This window comes from Aeromonas sp. 1805 (assembly GCF_013085525.1).
Classification (GTDB): Bacteria; Pseudomonadota; Gammaproteobacteria; order Enterobacterales; family Aeromonadaceae; genus Aeromonas; species Aeromonas hydrophila.
Window position 1 is genome coordinate 2398527 of record NZ_CP038515.1, and the last position, 17138, is coordinate 2415664.

The 17138-nt window shown below is 60.1% G+C and carries 14 protein-coding genes and 1 tRNA gene; 9 read left to right on the plus strand and 6 right to left on the minus strand.

Annotation, left to right across the window (positions count from 1 at the left end; all coding sequences use genetic code 11):
- The first annotated feature begins 4 nt into the window (after window positions 1–4).
- Window positions 5–1045 (plus strand): peptidoglycan DD-metalloendopeptidase family protein, encoded by a 1041-nt coding sequence (locus E5E96_RS11400; RefSeq protein WP_029302383.1) that lies wholly within the window; start codon window positions 5–7, stop codon window positions 1043–1045.
- A gap of 47 nt (window positions 1046–1092) precedes the next feature.
- Entirely contained in the window at window positions 1093–2076 is a 984-nt protein-coding gene (gene rpoS / locus E5E96_RS11405; RefSeq protein ID WP_011704778.1) for an RNA polymerase sigma factor RpoS, read from the plus strand.
- Window positions 2077–2160: 84 nt separating this feature from the next.
- On the opposite strand, the gene tsaD is transcribed toward rpoS, so the two are convergent.
- On the minus strand, window positions 2161–3174 hold the full coding sequence (tsaD, locus tag E5E96_RS11410) for a tRNA (adenosine(37)-N6)-threonylcarbamoyltransferase complex transferase subunit TsaD (RefSeq protein ID WP_024946180.1): 1014 nt from the start codon (window positions 3172–3174) through the stop codon (window positions 2161–2163).
- A gap of 179 nt (window positions 3175–3353) precedes the next feature.
- Here tsaD and rpsU point away from each other — a divergent pair, with 179 nt between their 5' ends.
- From rpsU to E5E96_RS11435, 5 genes are all read left to right on the plus strand, one after another.
- Entirely contained in the window at window positions 3354–3569 is a 216-nt protein-coding gene (gene rpsU / locus E5E96_RS11415; RefSeq protein ID WP_005309452.1) for a 30S ribosomal protein S21, read from the plus strand.
- A 15-nt stretch (window positions 3570–3584) separates the two neighbouring features.
- A complete protein-coding gene (locus E5E96_RS11420) occupies window positions 3585–4028 on the plus strand; it encodes a GatB/YqeY domain-containing protein (RefSeq protein ID WP_016349543.1) in 444 nt (147 codons plus the stop codon).
- Between the two features lie 88 nt (window positions 4029–4116).
- Complete coding sequence (gene dnaG / locus E5E96_RS11425) at window positions 4117–5904, plus strand: DNA primase (protein WP_024946181.1); 1788 nt, start codon at window positions 4117–4119, stop codon at window positions 5902–5904.
- Window positions 5905–6087: 183 nt separating this feature from the next.
- The gene (gene rpoD / locus E5E96_RS11430; RefSeq protein ID WP_263642045.1) at window positions 6088–7983 is read left to right on the plus strand and encodes an RNA polymerase sigma factor RpoD; all 1896 of its coding nucleotides are present in this window, start codon (window positions 6088–6090) and stop codon (window positions 7981–7983) included.
- A 195-nt stretch (window positions 7984–8178) separates the two neighbouring features.
- A tRNA-Ile gene (locus E5E96_RS11435) sits at window positions 8179–8255 on the plus strand.
- Window positions 8256–8716: 461 nt separating this feature from the next.
- Here E5E96_RS11435 and E5E96_RS11440 read toward each other — a convergent pair.
- The 5 genes from E5E96_RS11440 to purH form a co-directional block, all read right to left on the minus strand.
- A complete protein-coding gene (locus tag E5E96_RS11440) occupies window positions 8717–11293 on the minus strand; it encodes an alpha amylase C-terminal domain-containing protein (protein WP_171282186.1) in 2577 nt (858 codons plus the stop codon).
- Window positions 11294–11567: 274 nt separating this feature from the next.
- Window positions 11568–12122, minus strand: a complete 555-nt coding sequence (locus tag E5E96_RS11445) for a cytochrome b/b6 domain-containing protein (protein ID WP_043165776.1) — start codon at window positions 12120–12122, stop codon at window positions 11568–11570.
- Complete coding sequence (locus E5E96_RS11450) at window positions 12103–12477, minus strand: cytochrome b562 (protein ID WP_011704785.1); 375 nt, start codon at window positions 12475–12477, stop codon at window positions 12103–12105. Before E5E96_RS11450 ends, E5E96_RS11445 begins: the two co-directional genes overlap by 20 nt.
- 263 nt (window positions 12478–12740) lie before the next feature.
- On the minus strand, window positions 12741–14030 hold the full coding sequence (gene purD / locus E5E96_RS11455) for a phosphoribosylamine--glycine ligase (RefSeq protein WP_101150534.1): 1290 nt from the start codon (window positions 14028–14030) through the stop codon (window positions 12741–12743).
- 110 nt (window positions 14031–14140) lie between these two features.
- Window positions 14141–15733 (minus strand): bifunctional phosphoribosylaminoimidazolecarboxamide formyltransferase/IMP cyclohydrolase, encoded by a 1593-nt coding sequence (gene purH, locus E5E96_RS11460; RefSeq protein ID WP_011704787.1) that lies wholly within the window; start codon window positions 15731–15733, stop codon window positions 14141–14143.
- Window positions 15734–16144: 411 nt separating this feature from the next.
- Here purH and zntR point away from each other — a divergent pair, with 411 nt between their 5' ends.
- Together zntR and E5E96_RS11470 are read left to right on the plus strand one after the other, a co-directional pair.
- A complete protein-coding gene (zntR, locus tag E5E96_RS11465) occupies window positions 16145–16582 on the plus strand; it encodes a Zn(2+)-responsive transcriptional regulator (RefSeq protein WP_005309469.1) in 438 nt (145 codons plus the stop codon).
- Window positions 16572–17108 carry a dihydrofolate reductase family protein gene (locus E5E96_RS11470; RefSeq protein ID WP_171282187.1) on the plus strand — a complete coding sequence of 179 codons (537 nt, stop codon included), beginning with the start codon at window positions 16572–16574 and terminating at the stop codon, window positions 17106–17108. The genes zntR and E5E96_RS11470 overlap by 11 nt, the downstream gene beginning before the upstream one ends.
- Window positions 17109–17138 lie beyond the last annotated feature (30 nt).

Genomic DNA, 17138 nt, shown 5'->3' on the forward strand with positions numbered 1-17138 from the left:
CACTATGCGTTCGCGTGTTTGGCAAGGAAGCAGTGTCGTCGTGTTGTCATGGCTGCTGCTCGCTTGCTCTTCCAGTAAGACTGCTGCTCCGGTACAAGGATTGGGCAATGATGGTCTCGTCTCTACCATTCCGGCTCGCCAGATGGCTGCCCAGCCCGCCATTCAGGGCAACAGCTACACGGTGAAAAAAGGGGACACCCTCTACTCCATCGCCTTCAATTCGGGCAATGACGTGCCCTCGCTGGCCAGTCTCAACGGCATCAGCCCCCCCTACAACATCTATCCGGGCCAACAGATCCGGCTCGATGCCTCCGGCAGCACTATGGCCGTTGCGCGCAGTGCAGGTACCTATCAGGTCCGTCCAGGGGATACGCTGAGCAGCATTGGCCGCCAGTTTGGCATGTCGAATCAGACTCTGGCACAAAGCAACAATCTGCAGGCACCCTTTGCCCTCCAGGTCGGGCAGGTGCTGAATGTACAGTCCGCCAGCAGCGGCAGTGGTCAGATGGTGGCGGCGACTCGCCCGGTGGTGACCCAGAGCTCCGGCCCCAAACCCCTGGCGCCAGCGACCTCAGGTACGACCACTCCATTTATCAAACAGAAAACGATTGCTCAGCCATCTTCAAAAGAATACGCTCAGGTAAAAGAACAAAAATCAGACAATTCCTACAGCAAGCTATCTTGGCACTGGCCTACCAAGGGCCGGATCGTCGAAGGTTTCTCTGTTGCAGAACAGGGTAACAAGGGCATAGATATCGCCGGTCAGAAGGGGCAACCCATCTACGCGGCGAGCGGCGGCAAAGTCGTCTATGCCGGTAGCGCACTGAGGGGTTATGGCAAGCTGATCATTCTCAAGCATGATGATGACTACCTCTCTGCTTACGCCCACAACGACGAGTTGCGAGTGAAGGAAGGGGACAGCGTCAAAGGCGGATCAGTCATTGCCAACATGGGTAGCACGGACGCGCCGGATGTGCGGTTGCACTTTGAAATCCGGTACAGAGGCAAGTCGATTAACCCGATGAGCCATTTGCCAAAGCGTTAGACCCAGAGAGTTAAGTCTTACTCTGGTGCCGGTCAGGGAGACACGCCATGAGCCAAGAACAACTGGTTATGCAGGATGCAGAGTTAGAGTTCGACGAAGAGCTGGAGACCCACGAAGAGGAAGAAGTTCAGGAAGTCGCGGCCGAGGCCGAAGAGACGATTTCCGATGAACTGATGGCGCCTGAACTGAACAAGGTGATGGACGCCACCCAGCTCTATCTCGGGGAGATTGGCTTCTCCCCTCTGCTCACCGCCGAAGAAGAAGTCTATTACGCCCGTCGTGCCTTGCGAGGTGACAAAGCCGCCCGCAAGCGCATGATCGAGTCCAATTTGCGACTGGTGGTCAAGATCGCCCGTCGCTACAACAATCGCGGCCTAGTGCTGCTCGATCTTATCGAAGAGGGCAACCTCGGCCTCATCCGCGCAGTCGAGAAATTCGATCCCGAGCGCGGTTTCCGTTTCTCTACCTATGCCACCTGGTGGATCCGTCAGACCATAGAGCGGGCCATCATGAATCAGACCCGTACCATTCGTCTGCCCATTCATGTGGTCAAGGAGCTGAACGTCTATCTGCGCACCGCCCGCGAACTCTCCCATCGGCTCGATCATGAACCGACGGCGGAAGATATCGCCTTCGCGCTGGATCGCTCGGTAGACGATGTGAATCGCATGCTCAAGCTCAACGAGAAGATCACCTCGGTCGATACCCCCATCGGTGGCGATCGCGACAAGGCGCTGCTGGATGTGCTCTCCGACGAGCGCGGCATGGGGCCTGAGCTGGAGTCCCAGGATGACGACATGCGCGCCAGCATCGTGCACTGGCTGGAGGAGCTGAACCCCAAACAACGCGAGGTACTGGCCCGTCGCTTCGGTCTACTCGGCTATGAGCCGGCGACACTGGAAGACGTGGGCGCCGAGATTGGGCTGACCCGCGAGCGGGTTCGCCAGATTCAGGTAGAAGGGCTGCGCCGCTTGCGGGAGATCCTGCTGGGGCAGGGGCTCTCCATCGAGGCGCTGTTCCGTACCAACTAAGGGTTGCTAGTGAGTGAAGATGCTTACCAAGCAAAACCAAAAGGGGCCAAAGGCCCCTTTTTCATGCTGACTGGATCCGCTGGATCAAACCGGATCCAGGGTGTCCAGCGGCCAGCGTGGTACAGCCTTGACTGCCAGTGGCTCGAACACCCCGGCTTTCAGGCGCTGCATGCCGGCATAGGCGATCATGGCGCCATTGTCGGTGCAGTATTCGGTGCGCGGGTAGAACACTTCCCCCTTGAGGCTCTCCATCAACTCTGCCAGCTGGGCGCGCAGATGACGGTTGGCGCTGACGCCGCCGGCCACCACCAGGCGATTGAGGCCGGTCTCCTTCAAGGCACGGCGACACTTGATGGCCAGGGTGTCGACTACCGCGTCTTCAAACGCTCGGGCGATATCGGCGCGGGTCTGTTCATCATCACCGTTGGCGGCGATGGTGTTGGCGGCGAAGGTCTTGAGGCCGGAGAAGCTCATGTCGAGCCCGGGGCGGTCGGTCATGGGACGCGGGAAGGTGAAGCGCCCAGTGGTGCCCTTCTCGGCCAGCCGGGAGAGCAGGGGGCCACCTGGGTAATCCAATCCCATCAGCTTGGCCGTCTTGTCAAACGCCTCGCCGGCAGCATCATCGATCGACTCGCCCAGCAGTTGATAGCTGCCGATACCATCGACCCGAACCAGCATGGAGTGGCCGCCGGAGACCAGCAGCGCCACGAAGGGAAACTCGGGGGCTCGCTCTTCCAGCATGGGTGCCAGCAGGTGGCCTTCCATGTGGTGCACGGCAATGGCCGGCTTGTTCCAGGCCATCGCCAGCGAGCGGCCTATGGTGGCCCCCACCAGAATGGCGCCAACCAGGCCCGGACCTGCGGTGTAGGCTATGCCGTCGATGTCGTCCTTGCCCAGTCCCGCCTCTCGCAACGCGGCCTGGATCAAGGGGATCGTCTTGCGGACGTGATCCCGGCTGGCCAGCTCTGGAACAACGCCGCCGTAGTCCGCATGCAGCTTGACCTGGCTATACAACTGGTGGGAAAGGATCCCTTTTTGATCGTCGAAGATCGCGATCCCGGTTTCGTCACAGGATGTCTCTATGCCCAATACACGCATTGCTAAAAAATTTCACTGCTAAAATGAGACGGCTATGGTAACCTTCGCGGGTTTTTTAAACCAGAGCGATCTCTGCGGGTTTACTTTCATTCCCTGTCCAGAGTATAATTTCGCACCATTTTAAGACATGCTGATCGATTGAAGGTCAGCTAACAATTTATCACTGAGGTGAAAGGCACATGCCAGTAATCAAAGTCCGTGAAAATGAGCCGTTTGACGTTGCTCTGCGTCGCTTCAAGCGTTCTTGCGAAAAAGCCGGTATCCTGTCCGAAGTTCGTAGCCGTGAGTTCTACGAGAAGCCGACTACCATTCGCAAGCGTGCCAAAGCGTCTGCCGTTAAGCGTCACGCCAAGAAGCTGTCCCGCGAAAACGCACGTCGTATCCGCCTGTACTAATCAAGGGTTCATGCCGTGTCGCTGAAGGATCAACTCAAGGATCAACAAAAACTCGCCATGCTTGCCAAAGACAAGGCTCGCTTGGGAGCGATCCGTTTGTTGATGGCTGAAATCAAGCAACGTGAAGTTGATACCCGTGTTGAGCTCAATGATCAGGATATCCTCGCTGTGGTCACCAAAATGGTCAAACAGCGTCGTGATTCCATCAGTCAATTTGAAGCTGCCGGTCGCCAGGATCTTGCCGACAAAGAGTCCGCAGAGATCGTTGTGTTGCAGGAGTTCCTGCCGCAACAGCTGACTGCAGCCGAAATTGCCGCACTGATTGAGCAAGCCATCGCTGAAAGTGGTGCTGCCGTCATGGCTGACATGGGCAAAGTCATGGCTGTCTTGAAGCCGAAAATTCAGGGGCGTGCCGATGTCGGCGCCGTCAGTGCTCAGGTGAAAACCCGCTTGGCGTAACAGGCAACTCTCTTGTTTGGTCAAAGAAGCCGTGCTTCCCTGGGAATGCGCGGCTTTTTTATTTTCTATGCAATGAAACAGGACGGTTATGGCAGGCAGGATCCCACAATCCTTCATCGATGATCTGCTCGTACGCACCGATATCGTCGAGTTGATCGACTCGCGGGTGCGGCTGAAGAAAGCCGGTAAGAACTACCAGGCTTGCTGCCCTTTTCATAACGAAAAAAGCCCCTCTTTTACTGTCAGTCAGGAGAAGCAGTTCTATCACTGCTTCGGCTGTGGCGCTCACGGCAATGCCATCGGCTTTGTCATGGAGTATGACGGGCTCGAATTTCCCGATGCCATTGAAGAGCTTGCCAGCCTGCACGGCATGCAGGTCCCTCGTGAGCAGACAGCCGGTGGGGCGAGCAGCAGCCAACCAGCGGTCAGCAAGGATCTGTTCGAGCTGATGAACCAGATTGCCCGTTTCTACGAGAGCAATCTCAAGAACGCACCGCAGGCGGTGGAATACCTGAAGGGGCGCGGTCTGACCGGTGAAGTGGTCAAGCGTTTCAACATTGGGTATGCCCCTGCCGATTGGGATCAGGTGCGTCGGCGCTTTGGTGCCAGCCGGGAGCACGAGCAGTTGCTCATCTCGGGCGGCATGCTGATCACTCGTGACAGCGGGCCCGGCAGTTATGATCGCTTTCGCGATCGCATCATGTTCCCGATCCGTGACAAGCGTGGCCGGGTCATCGGTTTTGGTGGCCGGGTGCTGGGGGAGGGGACGCCCAAGTACCTGAACTCGCCGGAAACACCCATCTTCCACAAGGGGCGGGAGTTGTTCGGCCTTTACGAGGTCAAACAGGCACACAAGGATCCGCGCCGGATCCTGGTGGTGGAAGGCTATATGGATGTGGTGGCGCTTGGCCAGTACGACATCGATTATGCGGTGGCGGCACTGGGTACCGCGACCACCAGCGACCATATCCATACCCTGTTTCGCACCACGGCCGAGGTCGTCTGCTGCTACGACGGCGACAACGCCGGTCGGGAAGCGGCCTGGCGGGCGCTGGACAACGCGCTCTCCCACCTGCAGGACGGCCGTGAACTCAAGTTCGTCTTTTTGCCAGATGGTGAGGATCCCGACTCGCTGGTGCGTCAGATCGGCAAGGAGGGATTTGAAGCTCTGCTCGACCAGGCCCAGCCGTTCGCCGACTTCATGTTTGAGCGCCTCGGGCGCGATGCGGCACTTTCCGGTGAGGCTGGCAAGTTTGAAGTGGCCAACAAGGCCGCCGAGCTGATCCGGCGAGTCCCGGAAGGTTTCACACGTGAAGGGTTGATCACCCGCCTCTCCAGCATGATGCGTTGGGGCGAGAACAAGCAGCGGATCGCCGAACTGTTTGCCCGCAACAGTCAGCCGAAGGCCGAGGTCAACAAGCCCAAGGCGGCCAAGCTGACACCGCTGCGCCGGGCGCTGGCACTGATGGTGCAGTATCCGGCGATCACGGCCGAGCTGCCGGCCATGCCTGAACTAGCTGGACTGCGCCTGCAGGGCATCCGATTCTTGCTGCAGTTGCATCAACAGATCCTGACTCAGCCCGGGGTCACGACGGGCATCCTGCTGGAGCACTGGCGTGGCACCAAAGAGGGAGAGATCCTGGCGCAACTGGCGATGCACGATCTGTTTGAAGAGGTAAAACTCGACCAGGAGCCGGATATTCTGGGAGAATTGCAGGATACTTTCGTCGGTTTCATCAACCTGTTCCTGAAGCAGCGCATCGAGGAATTGCAGGCCAAGGTGGCGCAGGAAGGGCTAAGCTCTGAGGAAACTCAAGAGCTGATGATGCTGATCAGAGAGGTGCAAATTGAGAAAAGAAATGAGAGTGGGGCTTGATATTTGAGTGATTAACCCCAATATGAATACCGTTGCCCGAATCGACGGGATTAAAAGCAAACATTTTATAACCGCCTGGCCCCGACAATACTGCGGGCAGGGGTTTCTCATGACCGACGCCGCAACCAGACATAGCATGTCTGGCGGTTTTCTATTAGAATTGGCTATTTGCGCAGCAGCGCACTGTACGCGCAACCTAGCAACACCAACCGGATGAGTTCTATGGAGCAAACCCCGCAGTCTCAGCTTAAACTCCTCGTTGCCAAAGGTAAAGAACAGGGCTACCTGACCTATGCCGAGGTGAACGATCACCTCCCGCAAGACATTGTCGACTCTGACCAGATCGAAGACATCATCCAGATGATCAACGACATGGGCATCCAAGTGGTGGAAAACGCCCCGGATGCCGATGACCTTATCATGGCTGAAGGTGGTACCGCCGATGAGGACGCTGCCGAAGCAGCGGCCCAGGCACTGGCATCTGTTGAATCCGAGATTGGTCGTACGACCGATCCCGTCCGCATGTACATGCGGGAAATGGGTACCGTCGAACTGTTGACTCGCGAAGGCGAAATCGACATCGCCAAGCGCATCGAAGACGGTATCAACCAGGTACAAAGCTCCGTCGCCGAGTACCCGGAAGCGATTACCTATCTGCTTGAGCAATACGACAAATACGAAGCGGAACAGCTGCGTCTGTCCGACATCATTTCCGGCTTCATCGATCCCAACGAGACCGATGACGTCGCCCCGACCGCCACTCACATCGGCTCCGAGCTCAGCGAAGAAGATCTGGCTGACGAAGATGAAGACGAAGACGAAGACGAAGACGGTGATGGTGATGACTCCGACGATGATGGCGACGGTGGTCCGGATCCGGAAGTCGCTCGCGAGAAGTTCGGTGATCTGCGCGCCCAGTACGAAGTAACTCGTCTCTCCATTCAGCAGAATGGTCGTGCACACGAAGATACTCAGGCTGCGATTGCCCAGCTGGCCGATGTATTCCGTCAATTCCGCCTGATGCCCAAGCAGTTCGATCGCCTGGTCAACAACATGCGCGAGATGATGGAGCGGGTCCGCGTGCAGGAACGCATCATCATGAAACTCTGTGTTGAGCAGGCCAAGATGCCGAAGAAGACCTTCGTCGCGGCCTTCACCAACAACGAGTGCGAAACTGCCTGGTTCGAGTACCAGAAGCAGGCCGGCAAGGCCTGGTCACCGCGGCTGGTCGAGATGGACGAAGATGTGCTGCGCGCCATCGGCAAGCTGCAGCAGATCGAGGAAGAGACCGGTCTGTCCATCGCCCAGATCAAGGACATCAACCGTCGCATGAGCATCGGTGAGGCCAAGGCCCGCCGCGCCAAGAAAGAGATGGTCGAGGCCAACCTGCGTCTGGTTATCTCTATCGCCAAGAAGTACACCAACCGTGGTCTGCAGTTCCTGGATCTGATCCAGGAGGGCAACATCGGTCTGATGAAGGCGGTAGACAAGTTTGAATACCGTCGTGGCTACAAGTTCTCGACCTATGCAACCTGGTGGATCCGTCAGGCCATTACCCGCTCCATCGCGGATCAGGCCCGTACCATCCGTATCCCGGTACACATGATCGAGACCATCAACAAGCTCAACCGTATCTCCCGTCAGATGCTGCAGGAGATGGGTCGTGAACCGAACCCGGAAGAGCTGGCCATGCGCATGGGCATGCCGGAAGACAAGATCCGCAAGGTATTGAAGATCGCCAAAGAGCCCATCTCCATGGAGACGCCCATCGGTGATGATGAAGATTCCCACTTGGGCGACTTCATCGAAGATACCACCCTGGCTTTGCCAGCGGATGCTGCTACCAGCGAGAGCCTGCGCAACGCCACCCGCGAAGTGCTGGCCGGCTTGACCGCCCGCGAGGCCAAGGTACTGCGCATGCGCTTCGGTATCGACATGAACACTGACCACACCCTCGAGGAAGTGGGCAAGCAGTTCGACGTTACCCGTGAGCGTATTCGTCAAATCGAAGCCAAGGCGCTGCGCAAGCTGCGCCATCCGAGCCGCTCCGAAGTACTGCGCAGCTTCCTGGACGAGTAATCCCGGACGGGGTCAACCCGTAACCGCTGTCAAAAAGCCCCGCCATGCGGGGCTTTGTTTTATCCGTGATGACGGGGGCGTGAAGATGAGTCACGGAACCGCTTGAATATGGATGAAATCTCGCCAAGTGGTTGATATGCCTATGGACGGGGTATCCGCCATCCCCTATAATCCACGCCGCAAACCAGTATCAATGGCCCCTTAGCTCAGTTGGTCAGAGCAGTCGACTCATAATCGATTGGTCGTGGGTTCAAGTCCCCCAGGGGCCACCATTTTCAGACAAAGCCGCTCTCTTGAGCGGCTTTGTCGTTTCTGTCGTTCACCGGCGCCGGCCCTGGGCATGCGCTTCATGGTACGGCCCATAGTGCGGCCTATAGCGCAATACAAACAACCAGAACCGGACAAGGTTTCGCACAGTGAGGCATCGCAGAGTCTCGCTGTGGCGGCCTTCTGCAAGAGTAAGGGATAGCCTTAACCTCTCGCTCAAGTCTGCCGGGCAGGCTGGTCATGTGATCATGCTGTTCGGCTTGCGTGCGATGCGCTGTAACCTTGATTGTGCCTTTTCTCGGCGTTGAGGGGGCATGGTTTGAGATGAGCCTGGGCATGGTGCCAGGTCATCAGCCTGCTGAGCTGCCGGCTGGAGCGGTGGCATGACGCCATAAAAAAGGCCTCCCGCCGATGGTGGGAAGCCTGGTTCAGTGCTTCAGGGTCTGGTGACCGAGCGTATTGAGCCTTACTGGGCGTTCAGACTATAGGCCAGCGTCTGGTCGTTGAAGCGCACCACATAGACACCGACCACAGCCGTGGTGATGTCGGCGCCGGCCAGCTCGGCCACACCGTCCCTGTTGGTGTCGCCGTAGTTCTGGGTCCAATCGCCCTTGACGTCGAACTTGAAGCGCTGACCGCCGTTGCCATCGCCGCTACCGGTGAAGGTGACGCTGGCCTGCCAGAGGTGATCGCCTACCAGCGACATGGGGGTGGCCCCCCAGTTGTTGGTGGTGCCGCGAATGTTCAGGCTGGCGAAGTTCTTCGCGTAGCCGACGCTGACCGGGGTCAGGCTGTATTGCAGGGTCTGATCGTTGAAGCGTACCCGGTACTGGCCGGTGACCGAGGTCAGGATGTCACTGCCGGCCAGTTCGGCCACCCCATCCTTGTTGATGTCACCATAGTTCTTGCTCCAGTCCCCCTTGACGTCGAACTTGAAGCGCTGGTTTGCCTGACCATCGAAGGTGACCAAGGCTTCCCACTGATTGTCGGCGACCAGCGTCATGGCAAGGGAGCCCCAGGCATTGGGAGTGCCACGAAAATTCAGGGTGGGCAGCACGCTAGCGTAGGTGCCGTTGTCGTCGGTGACGGTCACGGTAGCGCTGGCACTGGCGGTCAACCCTTCTGCATCGGTCACGGTGACCGTCACGGTATGGGTGCCCGGGGTATCGAACCGGACCGTCTCCGTGGCGGCGGTGCCACCGCTGGACCAGCTGTAGCTCACCACACCCCCGTCGTCGCGGGAGGCGGAGGCATCGAACACCACGCTCTCACCCGCCTTGACGCTGAGTGTCTTGGGAGAGAGGGCGGCCACCGGCGCCTGGTTGCTGGTGAGGGGGGTGACCGTATAACGCAGATCGCTTTCGTTCAGGGTGATGCGGTAGCTGCCCGCCCCGCTGACCAAAATGTCCTTGCTGCTGCCCTTGTCGGCGATGCCATCCCCTTCGTTGTCGCCGTAGTTTTCGGCCCAATTGCCGAAGACGTCGAACTTGAAGCGCTGGGCGCCGGTGGCATCACCGTTGCCGGTCAGGGTGAGGGTGGCTGACCAGACACGGTTGGCATCGACGGTCATGGGGGTATTGCCCCAGGCGTTGTGGGTACCGCGCAGGTTCATGCTGCTGAACTTGGCGCCCGGCAGGGCGGAACCACCGCAGGGGCTGGCCTTGGTGCAACCGGCGATGATGGCGGCCGCCTTCATGCCGGGCACATTCAGGCTGGCCTTGCCACTGCCGTCGACGGTGACATAGCCGCCGCTGCAGTAGTCGTTGCCCCCCAGCAGGTTGCAGTACTCGCCGGCCGGCAGCGCGGTCTGCAGCGAGGCCACCAGGCTGCCGCTCTCGTTGTTGATGGCGACGAAGCCCTTGTCACCGCGGCCGAAAGCGATCTGGTTGTTGCCGTTGTCCCACCAGTTGCTGACCGGTTGGCCTTCTGTCCGGTTGTGGAACAGGGCCATGTTCATGATGGTCGGCCGGCGCTGTTCGCAGTTCCACTGGCTGTCCGTGCAAGGTGTGCTGCCCGGTGCCCCCTTGTCGGTTTCATAGGTGCTCATGTTTTCGAAGCGATAGCCCGACATCACCTGCTTCCAGCCATAGGGCCAGGCCATCATGAAGGTGTTGGCCAGATCGTAGCGAGCACCGCTCATGAAGGTGAGCATGCCACCTCCACCGTGGCCGCGTTCGCGGTCGTGGTTGACCACGAAGACGAAGGCCTTAGCGGAGGGGAGCAGGCCCCAGCTCTCGCCCAGCGTCTTGAGGTTCTTGATCTGGCCGTTGAAGTTGGCGGCGAGATCGGTGCCGTATTTGAAGTCGGTGACGGTATCGATGTAGGTGTAGCGCCCGGGCTGGATGTCGGGGGACTCCCCGCCTGCGCCGATCACCTCCAGGTAGGCCCTGGGGCCGCCCGCCTTGTCGAGGATGGCCTTCACGTCGGTCGGGGCCATGTGTTTGGCCGCATCGATACGAAAGCCCGCCACGCCCCAGCCGAGCAGGGTCTTCATGTAGGTGGCGATCTGATCCTGCACGTAGGGAGAGCCGGTATTGAGATCCGGCATACCGTAGAGGGCGCCATTCCAGACGTTGTTGCTGTCGCCGTAGTTGGTGATGTCGCCGCTGTGGTGGAAGTCGTTGTAGCCGAACTGGGGATACTGGTATTGTCCCGCGTTGTAGCTGCCGCCACCGGTGGCGGTGCCTGAGCCCGATGCCAGCTGGTTGAAGACGGCGTCGGCATAGACCTTGACCCCGGCTGCGTTGCAGCGGGCGATCATGCTTCTGAGTTCCGCCTCGCTACCACCGAAGCTGTTGAAATTCTTGAAGCTGACGGGTTGATAGACGGTCCACCAGACCTGGCTGCCCAGCTTGTGCTCGGCCGGCGGGGTGATCTGGACGCCCCCGAACCCCTTGGGCCCGAGCACGGTTTCGCACTCGTTGGCGATGTCGTTGAACTTCCATTGGAACAGGTGAACCATGACCCCTTCGGCGGTGGCAGTGTGGCTGAAAGAGCCGAGTGCCGCCGTCAGCAGGGCGGTTCGAAGCAGTGTGCTGTGCATGACGATTTTCCCTTCGATCTTGTTATTGACATATCACTGTCGTGTAGTCGAACGGACAACGAACAACCTCGTTCAGCTCAGTAGCATTCATGAAATCGCCGTGGTTGAAAATCGAACAGCCTGAATTAATTAAGAAATGTGAATGAAAATGCTTTCATGGCCCCTAGCGATGCAAGTGGCGAAAGAGAGGGCAAGAGCTGGGGACAGGCAGGTAGTGTGGGCTCAGGGGAGTGGCAGAGCAGTGAACAGGGGCCCAGCAGGGCCCCATGAGTATTCAGGCGTCGGATTCCTGCGGCAAGGCCCGGGCCTTGTCACGGCGCCTTGGCAACATGCGTTTCACCAGATTGCTGCGCTGGCGCCAGGAGGTGAACAGGATGGCCAGCAGGTGCAGCGCTATCATGCCCTGCAGGGCCCAGGTACACCAGACGTGCCAGTCGTCCGCTCCCAGCTCGAACCCCATCTCGGTATTCTGGAACCAGCCGGTGCCGGCGGTGGCCAGGATCAGCAGCCAGAGTGTCCAGACCGCCAGCTTGCCGCTGCCGTGGTGACCGGGGGCCGGTGGCGTGCGCTCACGCAGCTCCACCGCTTGCTGGCGAAAATCTTCCCGGCTTGGGATGAGGGCTCGCAACCGGGCATGGCCCTTGGCAAACGAGAGCCCCCACGCCAGGCGCAGGCTGATCAGGGCGATGGCCAGGTAACCCAGCCGCTCGTGCCACTCCTCGCCCGCCTCGTTGAGCCAGAGGTTGCCGATACAGATGGCCGCCACACCCCAGTGGGTGAGGCGGACCAGACTATCCCAGTGAAAGGGATCAGCCTTTTTGCTTGGCATATTTGTGGTACTCCTTCTTCAGGTCGTTGACCTTGGCCAGGTGCTCGCGCGCCTTGGCTTCGTCACCCGCCTTGAGGGCTGCCAGGCTGGCATCCAGTTCGGTCTGTACTTCGTTCATGCCTTCCAGGAACTTCTCTTTCTTGGCGGCCGGCATGTTCTTCTGCTTGGCGATGTCGAACTGCGCCTTCATCTCGTTGATGTATTTTTCCATGGTGGCGGCATCGTCGGCCTTGACCGCCTGCTTGTAGTTGAAGCCGATCTTCTTCATCGGCTGTTCCAGCTCACCGGCCATGGCGGGCAGGGTCATCAGGCCAAACATCAGGGGCAGCAACAGGGGGCGAACAGTTTTCAACATGGGATTTCCTTATTTAAACGACATGCTTATCGATTCTAAGTGGCTTCTTATGAACCCGTGTTTGGATTCATCACAGGCATGATGCCATGACAGTGCGTGAACTGTTTGTGAATATTGCTGTTTTTTGTCACAAAGGGTAACAGGGAAGGGGGAGATGTAAGGAAGTTGCTGAGCCAAGCGAACCAGGCCATTCGAACCATGTGCCGGCTGCGTGACAGCGAGATAACGTCAGATGAAGAGAGGGCCCTTGCGGGCCCTGTTGATTACTGCTGCTGTTCACGCTCGATGGCGCGCCAGCCGATGTCGTGACGGTAGAAGACGCCGTCCCACTTGATGCGACCTGCCAGCTGATAGGCCCGCTTTTGTGCCTCGGCTACGCTGTGGCCGAGGGCAGTGGCGCACAGCACGCGGCCACCGGCGGTCACCACGGTATCGCCTTCCAGCTGCGAGCCGGCGTGGAATACCTTCTCGCCGCTCGCCTCTTCCACCGGCAGGCCGCTGATGGGCTTGCCCTGCTGGTAGTCGCCGGGGTAGCCGCCCGCCGCCAGCACCACACCGATGGCGACGCGGGGGTCATAGATGGCGTCGACCTGATCCAGCTTGCCGGCACAGGCAGCCAGGCAGAGCTCCACCAGATCGGAGCGCATGCGCAGCATGATGGGCTGGGTTTCGGGATCGCCGAAGCGGCAGTTGAACTCGATCACCTTAGGATTGCCCTGGCCGTCGATCATCAGACCGGCGTAGAGGAAACCGGTGTAGACGTTGCCCTCGGCCGCCATGCCGCGCACGGTCGGCATGATCACCTGCTCCATCACTTTGCGGTGCACGTCGGCCGTGACCACGGGGGCGGGGGAGTAGGCGCCCATGCCGCCGGTGTTGAGGCCGGTATCGCCATCACCGACTCGCTTGTGATCCTGGCTGGTGGCCATCGGCAGCACGTGCTCGCCGTCCACCATGACGATGAAGCTCGCCTCTTCCCCGTCCAGAAACTCCTCGATCACCACCCGGGCCCCGGCGTCGCCAAAGGCGTTGCCGGAGAGCATGTCGCGGACCGCCTCTTCCGCTTCGCTCAGGGTCATGGCAACGATGACCCCCTTGCCGGCGGCCAGGCCGTCAGCCTTGATGACGATGGGGGCGCCCTTCTCGCGCAGGTAGGCCAGCGCCGGCTCCACCTCGGTGAAGTTCTGGTACTCGGCGGTCGGGATGGCGTGGCGGGCCAGAAAATCCTTGGCAAACGCCTTGGAGCCTTCCAGCTGGGCGGCGGCGGCGGTCGGGCCGAAGATGGCCAGCCCCTCGGCGCGGAACGCATCGACCACCCCTTTCACCAGCGGCGCTTCCGGCCCGACGATGGTCAGACCGATGCGCTGCTCCTTGGCAAACGCCAGCAGGGCCGGGATGTCGGTGGCGGAGATGGCCACGTTCTCGATGCTCCCTTCATGGGCGGTGCCGGCATTGCCGGGGGCGACGAAGACCCGGGTCACCAGGGGGGATTGCTTGGCCTTCCAGGCCAGGGCGTGTTCACGGCCGCCGTTGCCAATGATCAGTACTTTCATCGTATCGCTCGCTTCTATTCGGGGTCACTGGCGGGCCAAAAGCCTGCGCCGGTGAAAATAGCCAGGTGAAAAGAGACAACAAAAGGGCCGCCGACGGCGGCCCTGATCCATCAGTGACGGAAGTGGCGCATGTTGGTGAACAGCATGCACATGCCGTGTTCGTCGGCGGCGTCGATCACCTCCTGGTCGCGCATCGAGCCACCGGGCTGGATGACGCAGGAGATGCCGGCGGCCGCTGCGGCGTCGATGCCGTCGCGGAACGGGAAGAAGGCATCGGAAGCCATGACGGAGCCCGCCACGGTCAGCCCTTCATCCTCGGCCTTGATGCCGGCGATCTTGGCCGAGTAGACGCGGCTCATCTGGCCGGCGCCGACGCCGATGGTCTGGCCGTCTTTGGCATAGACGATGGCGTTGGATTTGACGAACTTGGCCACCTTCCAGCAGAACAGCAGGTCATTCAGTTCGGCCTCGGTGGGCTGACGCTTGCTGACCACGGTCAGATCCCCGAGCGTCACCATGCCAAGGTCGCGCTCCTGCACCAGCAGGCCGCCATTGACGCGCTTGAAGTCGAAGCCTTGCGCCGGCGCGGTCCACTGACCGCACTCGAGCAGCCGCACGTTCTGCTTGGCGGCGACCGCGTCGCGGGCCGCCTGGCTGACGGTGGGGGCGATGATCACCTCGACGAACTGACGCTCGACGATGGCCTTGGCGGTGGCGCCATCCAGTTCACGGTTGAAGGCGATGATGCCGCCAAACGCGGAGGTGGGGTCGGTCTGCCAGGCGCGCTCGTAGGCACTCAGCAGGTCGCTGCCAATGGCCACGCCGCACGGATTGGCGTGCTTGACGATGACGCAGGCCGGCTGGTCGAACTCTTTGACGCACTCCAGCGCCGCGTCGGTATCGGCGATGTTGTTGTAGGAGAGGGCCTTGCCCTGCAGCTGGATGGCGCTTGCCACCGAGCCCGGTGCGGCCTGCTCCTCGGCATAAAAGGCGGCGGCCTGGTGGCTGTTCTCGCCGTAGCGCATGTCCTGCTTCTTGATGAACTGGCTGTTGAAGGTGCGCGGGAAGCGGGACTCTTCGTCACCCTCCTTGTTGTCACCGTAAGAGGGAACCATGGTGCCGAAGTAGTTGGCGATCATGCCGTCGTAGGCGGCGGTGTGTTCGAAGGCAGCAATGGCCAGATCGAAACGGGTCGCCAGTTTCAGGCTGTTGCCGTTGCCATCCATCTCGCGGATGACGCGGTCATAGTCGGCAGCCTTGACCACGATGGCCACATCTTTGTGGTTCTTGGCGGCGGAGCGAACCATGGTCGGGCCGCCGATGTCGATGTTCTCGACCGCATCTGCCAGGGTACAACCGGGCTTGGCGACGGTCGCGGCGAAGGGATAGAGGTTGACCACGACCATGTCGATGGGGGAGATAGCGTGCTGAGCCATGATGGCGTCGTCTTGCTCGCGCCGGCCGAGAATGCCGCCGTGGACTTTGGGATGCAGGGTCTTGACCCGGCCATCCATCATTTCAGGGAATCCCGTGTAATCGGAGACCTCAGTCACCGGCAGACCGGCGTCGGCCAGCAGCTTGGCGGTACCGCCGGTGGAGAGCAGGGCCACGCCACGTTCGTTGAGTGCCTTGGCAAATTCCAGGATGCCAGTCTTGTCAGACACACTCAGCAGTGCACGGCGAATGGGTCGAGCTTGTTCCATCACACTATCGTCCTCAGCATAACGGGGACCGTTCCATGGGAGGCGAGGCTCAACACAGAGAGTCCCCAAATAAATGGAAGTGGGGGATTTCGCAAACCGCTCTCGCCTGAAAAACCTGCCGACAGGCAAAAGCGTTTTAGGAAATGCCCGCTTGACGCGACGCTCTCTTGTGGGCGCGTATTCTACACAAAAAATGTGACCCGTGGTGGATTTTTTAAAGTGACAAAGCCTTGTCCGGTGCGGTGTTAAACGTTTTCTGGTTGGTTTTTGTGAAACGTTTGTCTTTTCAGTCTCTTGATGGCAAAAGGGTGGCCGCGTCCTCTTTCCCGCTGCCAGCTGGCAATCGCCGGGCAAAGGGGCGATAGTGGGGGCCGGTTGTGGCTGTGTGGCAAATTCAACGGGAGAAAAGGCATGTATCGGATCGGGGAGCTGGCCAAGGCGTGCGGGGTGAAGGCGGATACCCTGCGTTTTTACGAGAAGAATGGTCTCATCTCGCCAGGCATTCGCAACGAGTCCGGCTATCGCCTCTATGGCGAGCAGGACAAGCGACGGCTGGAGTTCATCATCCGCGCCAAGTCGGTGGGGTTCTCGTTGGCCGACATCGGCGAATTGCTGGATCTCGATACCAACAAGGCCAAGGTCACCTGTCAGGAGGTGAAGGCGGTGGCCGACACCAAGCTCGAACAGGTGGAGCAGAAGATCGTCGAGCTGACCCGTTTTCGCGACAACCTGCGCGAGCTCTCCAACATCTGCTGCGGCGGTCCGCGCTCGGCGGAGCACTGCGCCATCCTCGAGACGCTGGAGTCCGGCGCCCCCTCCCGTCATGAGCACCACGACCATGAGCACTGAGCTGCGCCGGCCCCGGGTATCCGCCTTTCTTGCCCTCTCCCTCGACGGCTTCATTGCCGGGGAGGGGGGCGATCTGGCCTGGCTTGAGCCCTACAACGGCGACTCCCAGGAAGAGACCGGCTACAGCGCACTGATGGCGAGCGTTGATACCCTGCTGATGGGGCGCAACAGCTACGATACTGTGCTCGGCTTTCCCGAGTGGTTTTATGGTGACAAGCCGGTGGTGGTATTGACCCACAGACCCGCCGCTCCCCGTGAGCTCGTCTCCTTCCGGCAGGGGGCGCTGGCGCAGGTGCTGGACGAGCTGTGGCAGGCGGGCAGCCGCCATCTTTATCTGGATGGCGGCGAGGTGGTCAGGCAGGGGCTGCAGGCCGCGCTGGTGGACGAGCTGATCCTGTTCTGGGTACCGGTCACCCTGGGGGACGGGGTGCCGCTGTTTGCAGGGCCGTTGCCCGGCGCGCTGGTACCGGTGTCGAGCAGCGTGCTGCCGAGCGGGCTGGTGCGGGTCGTCTACCAATCGGCCTGAGGATCCCGCCAGCCCCCTTGCAGGCGGGCC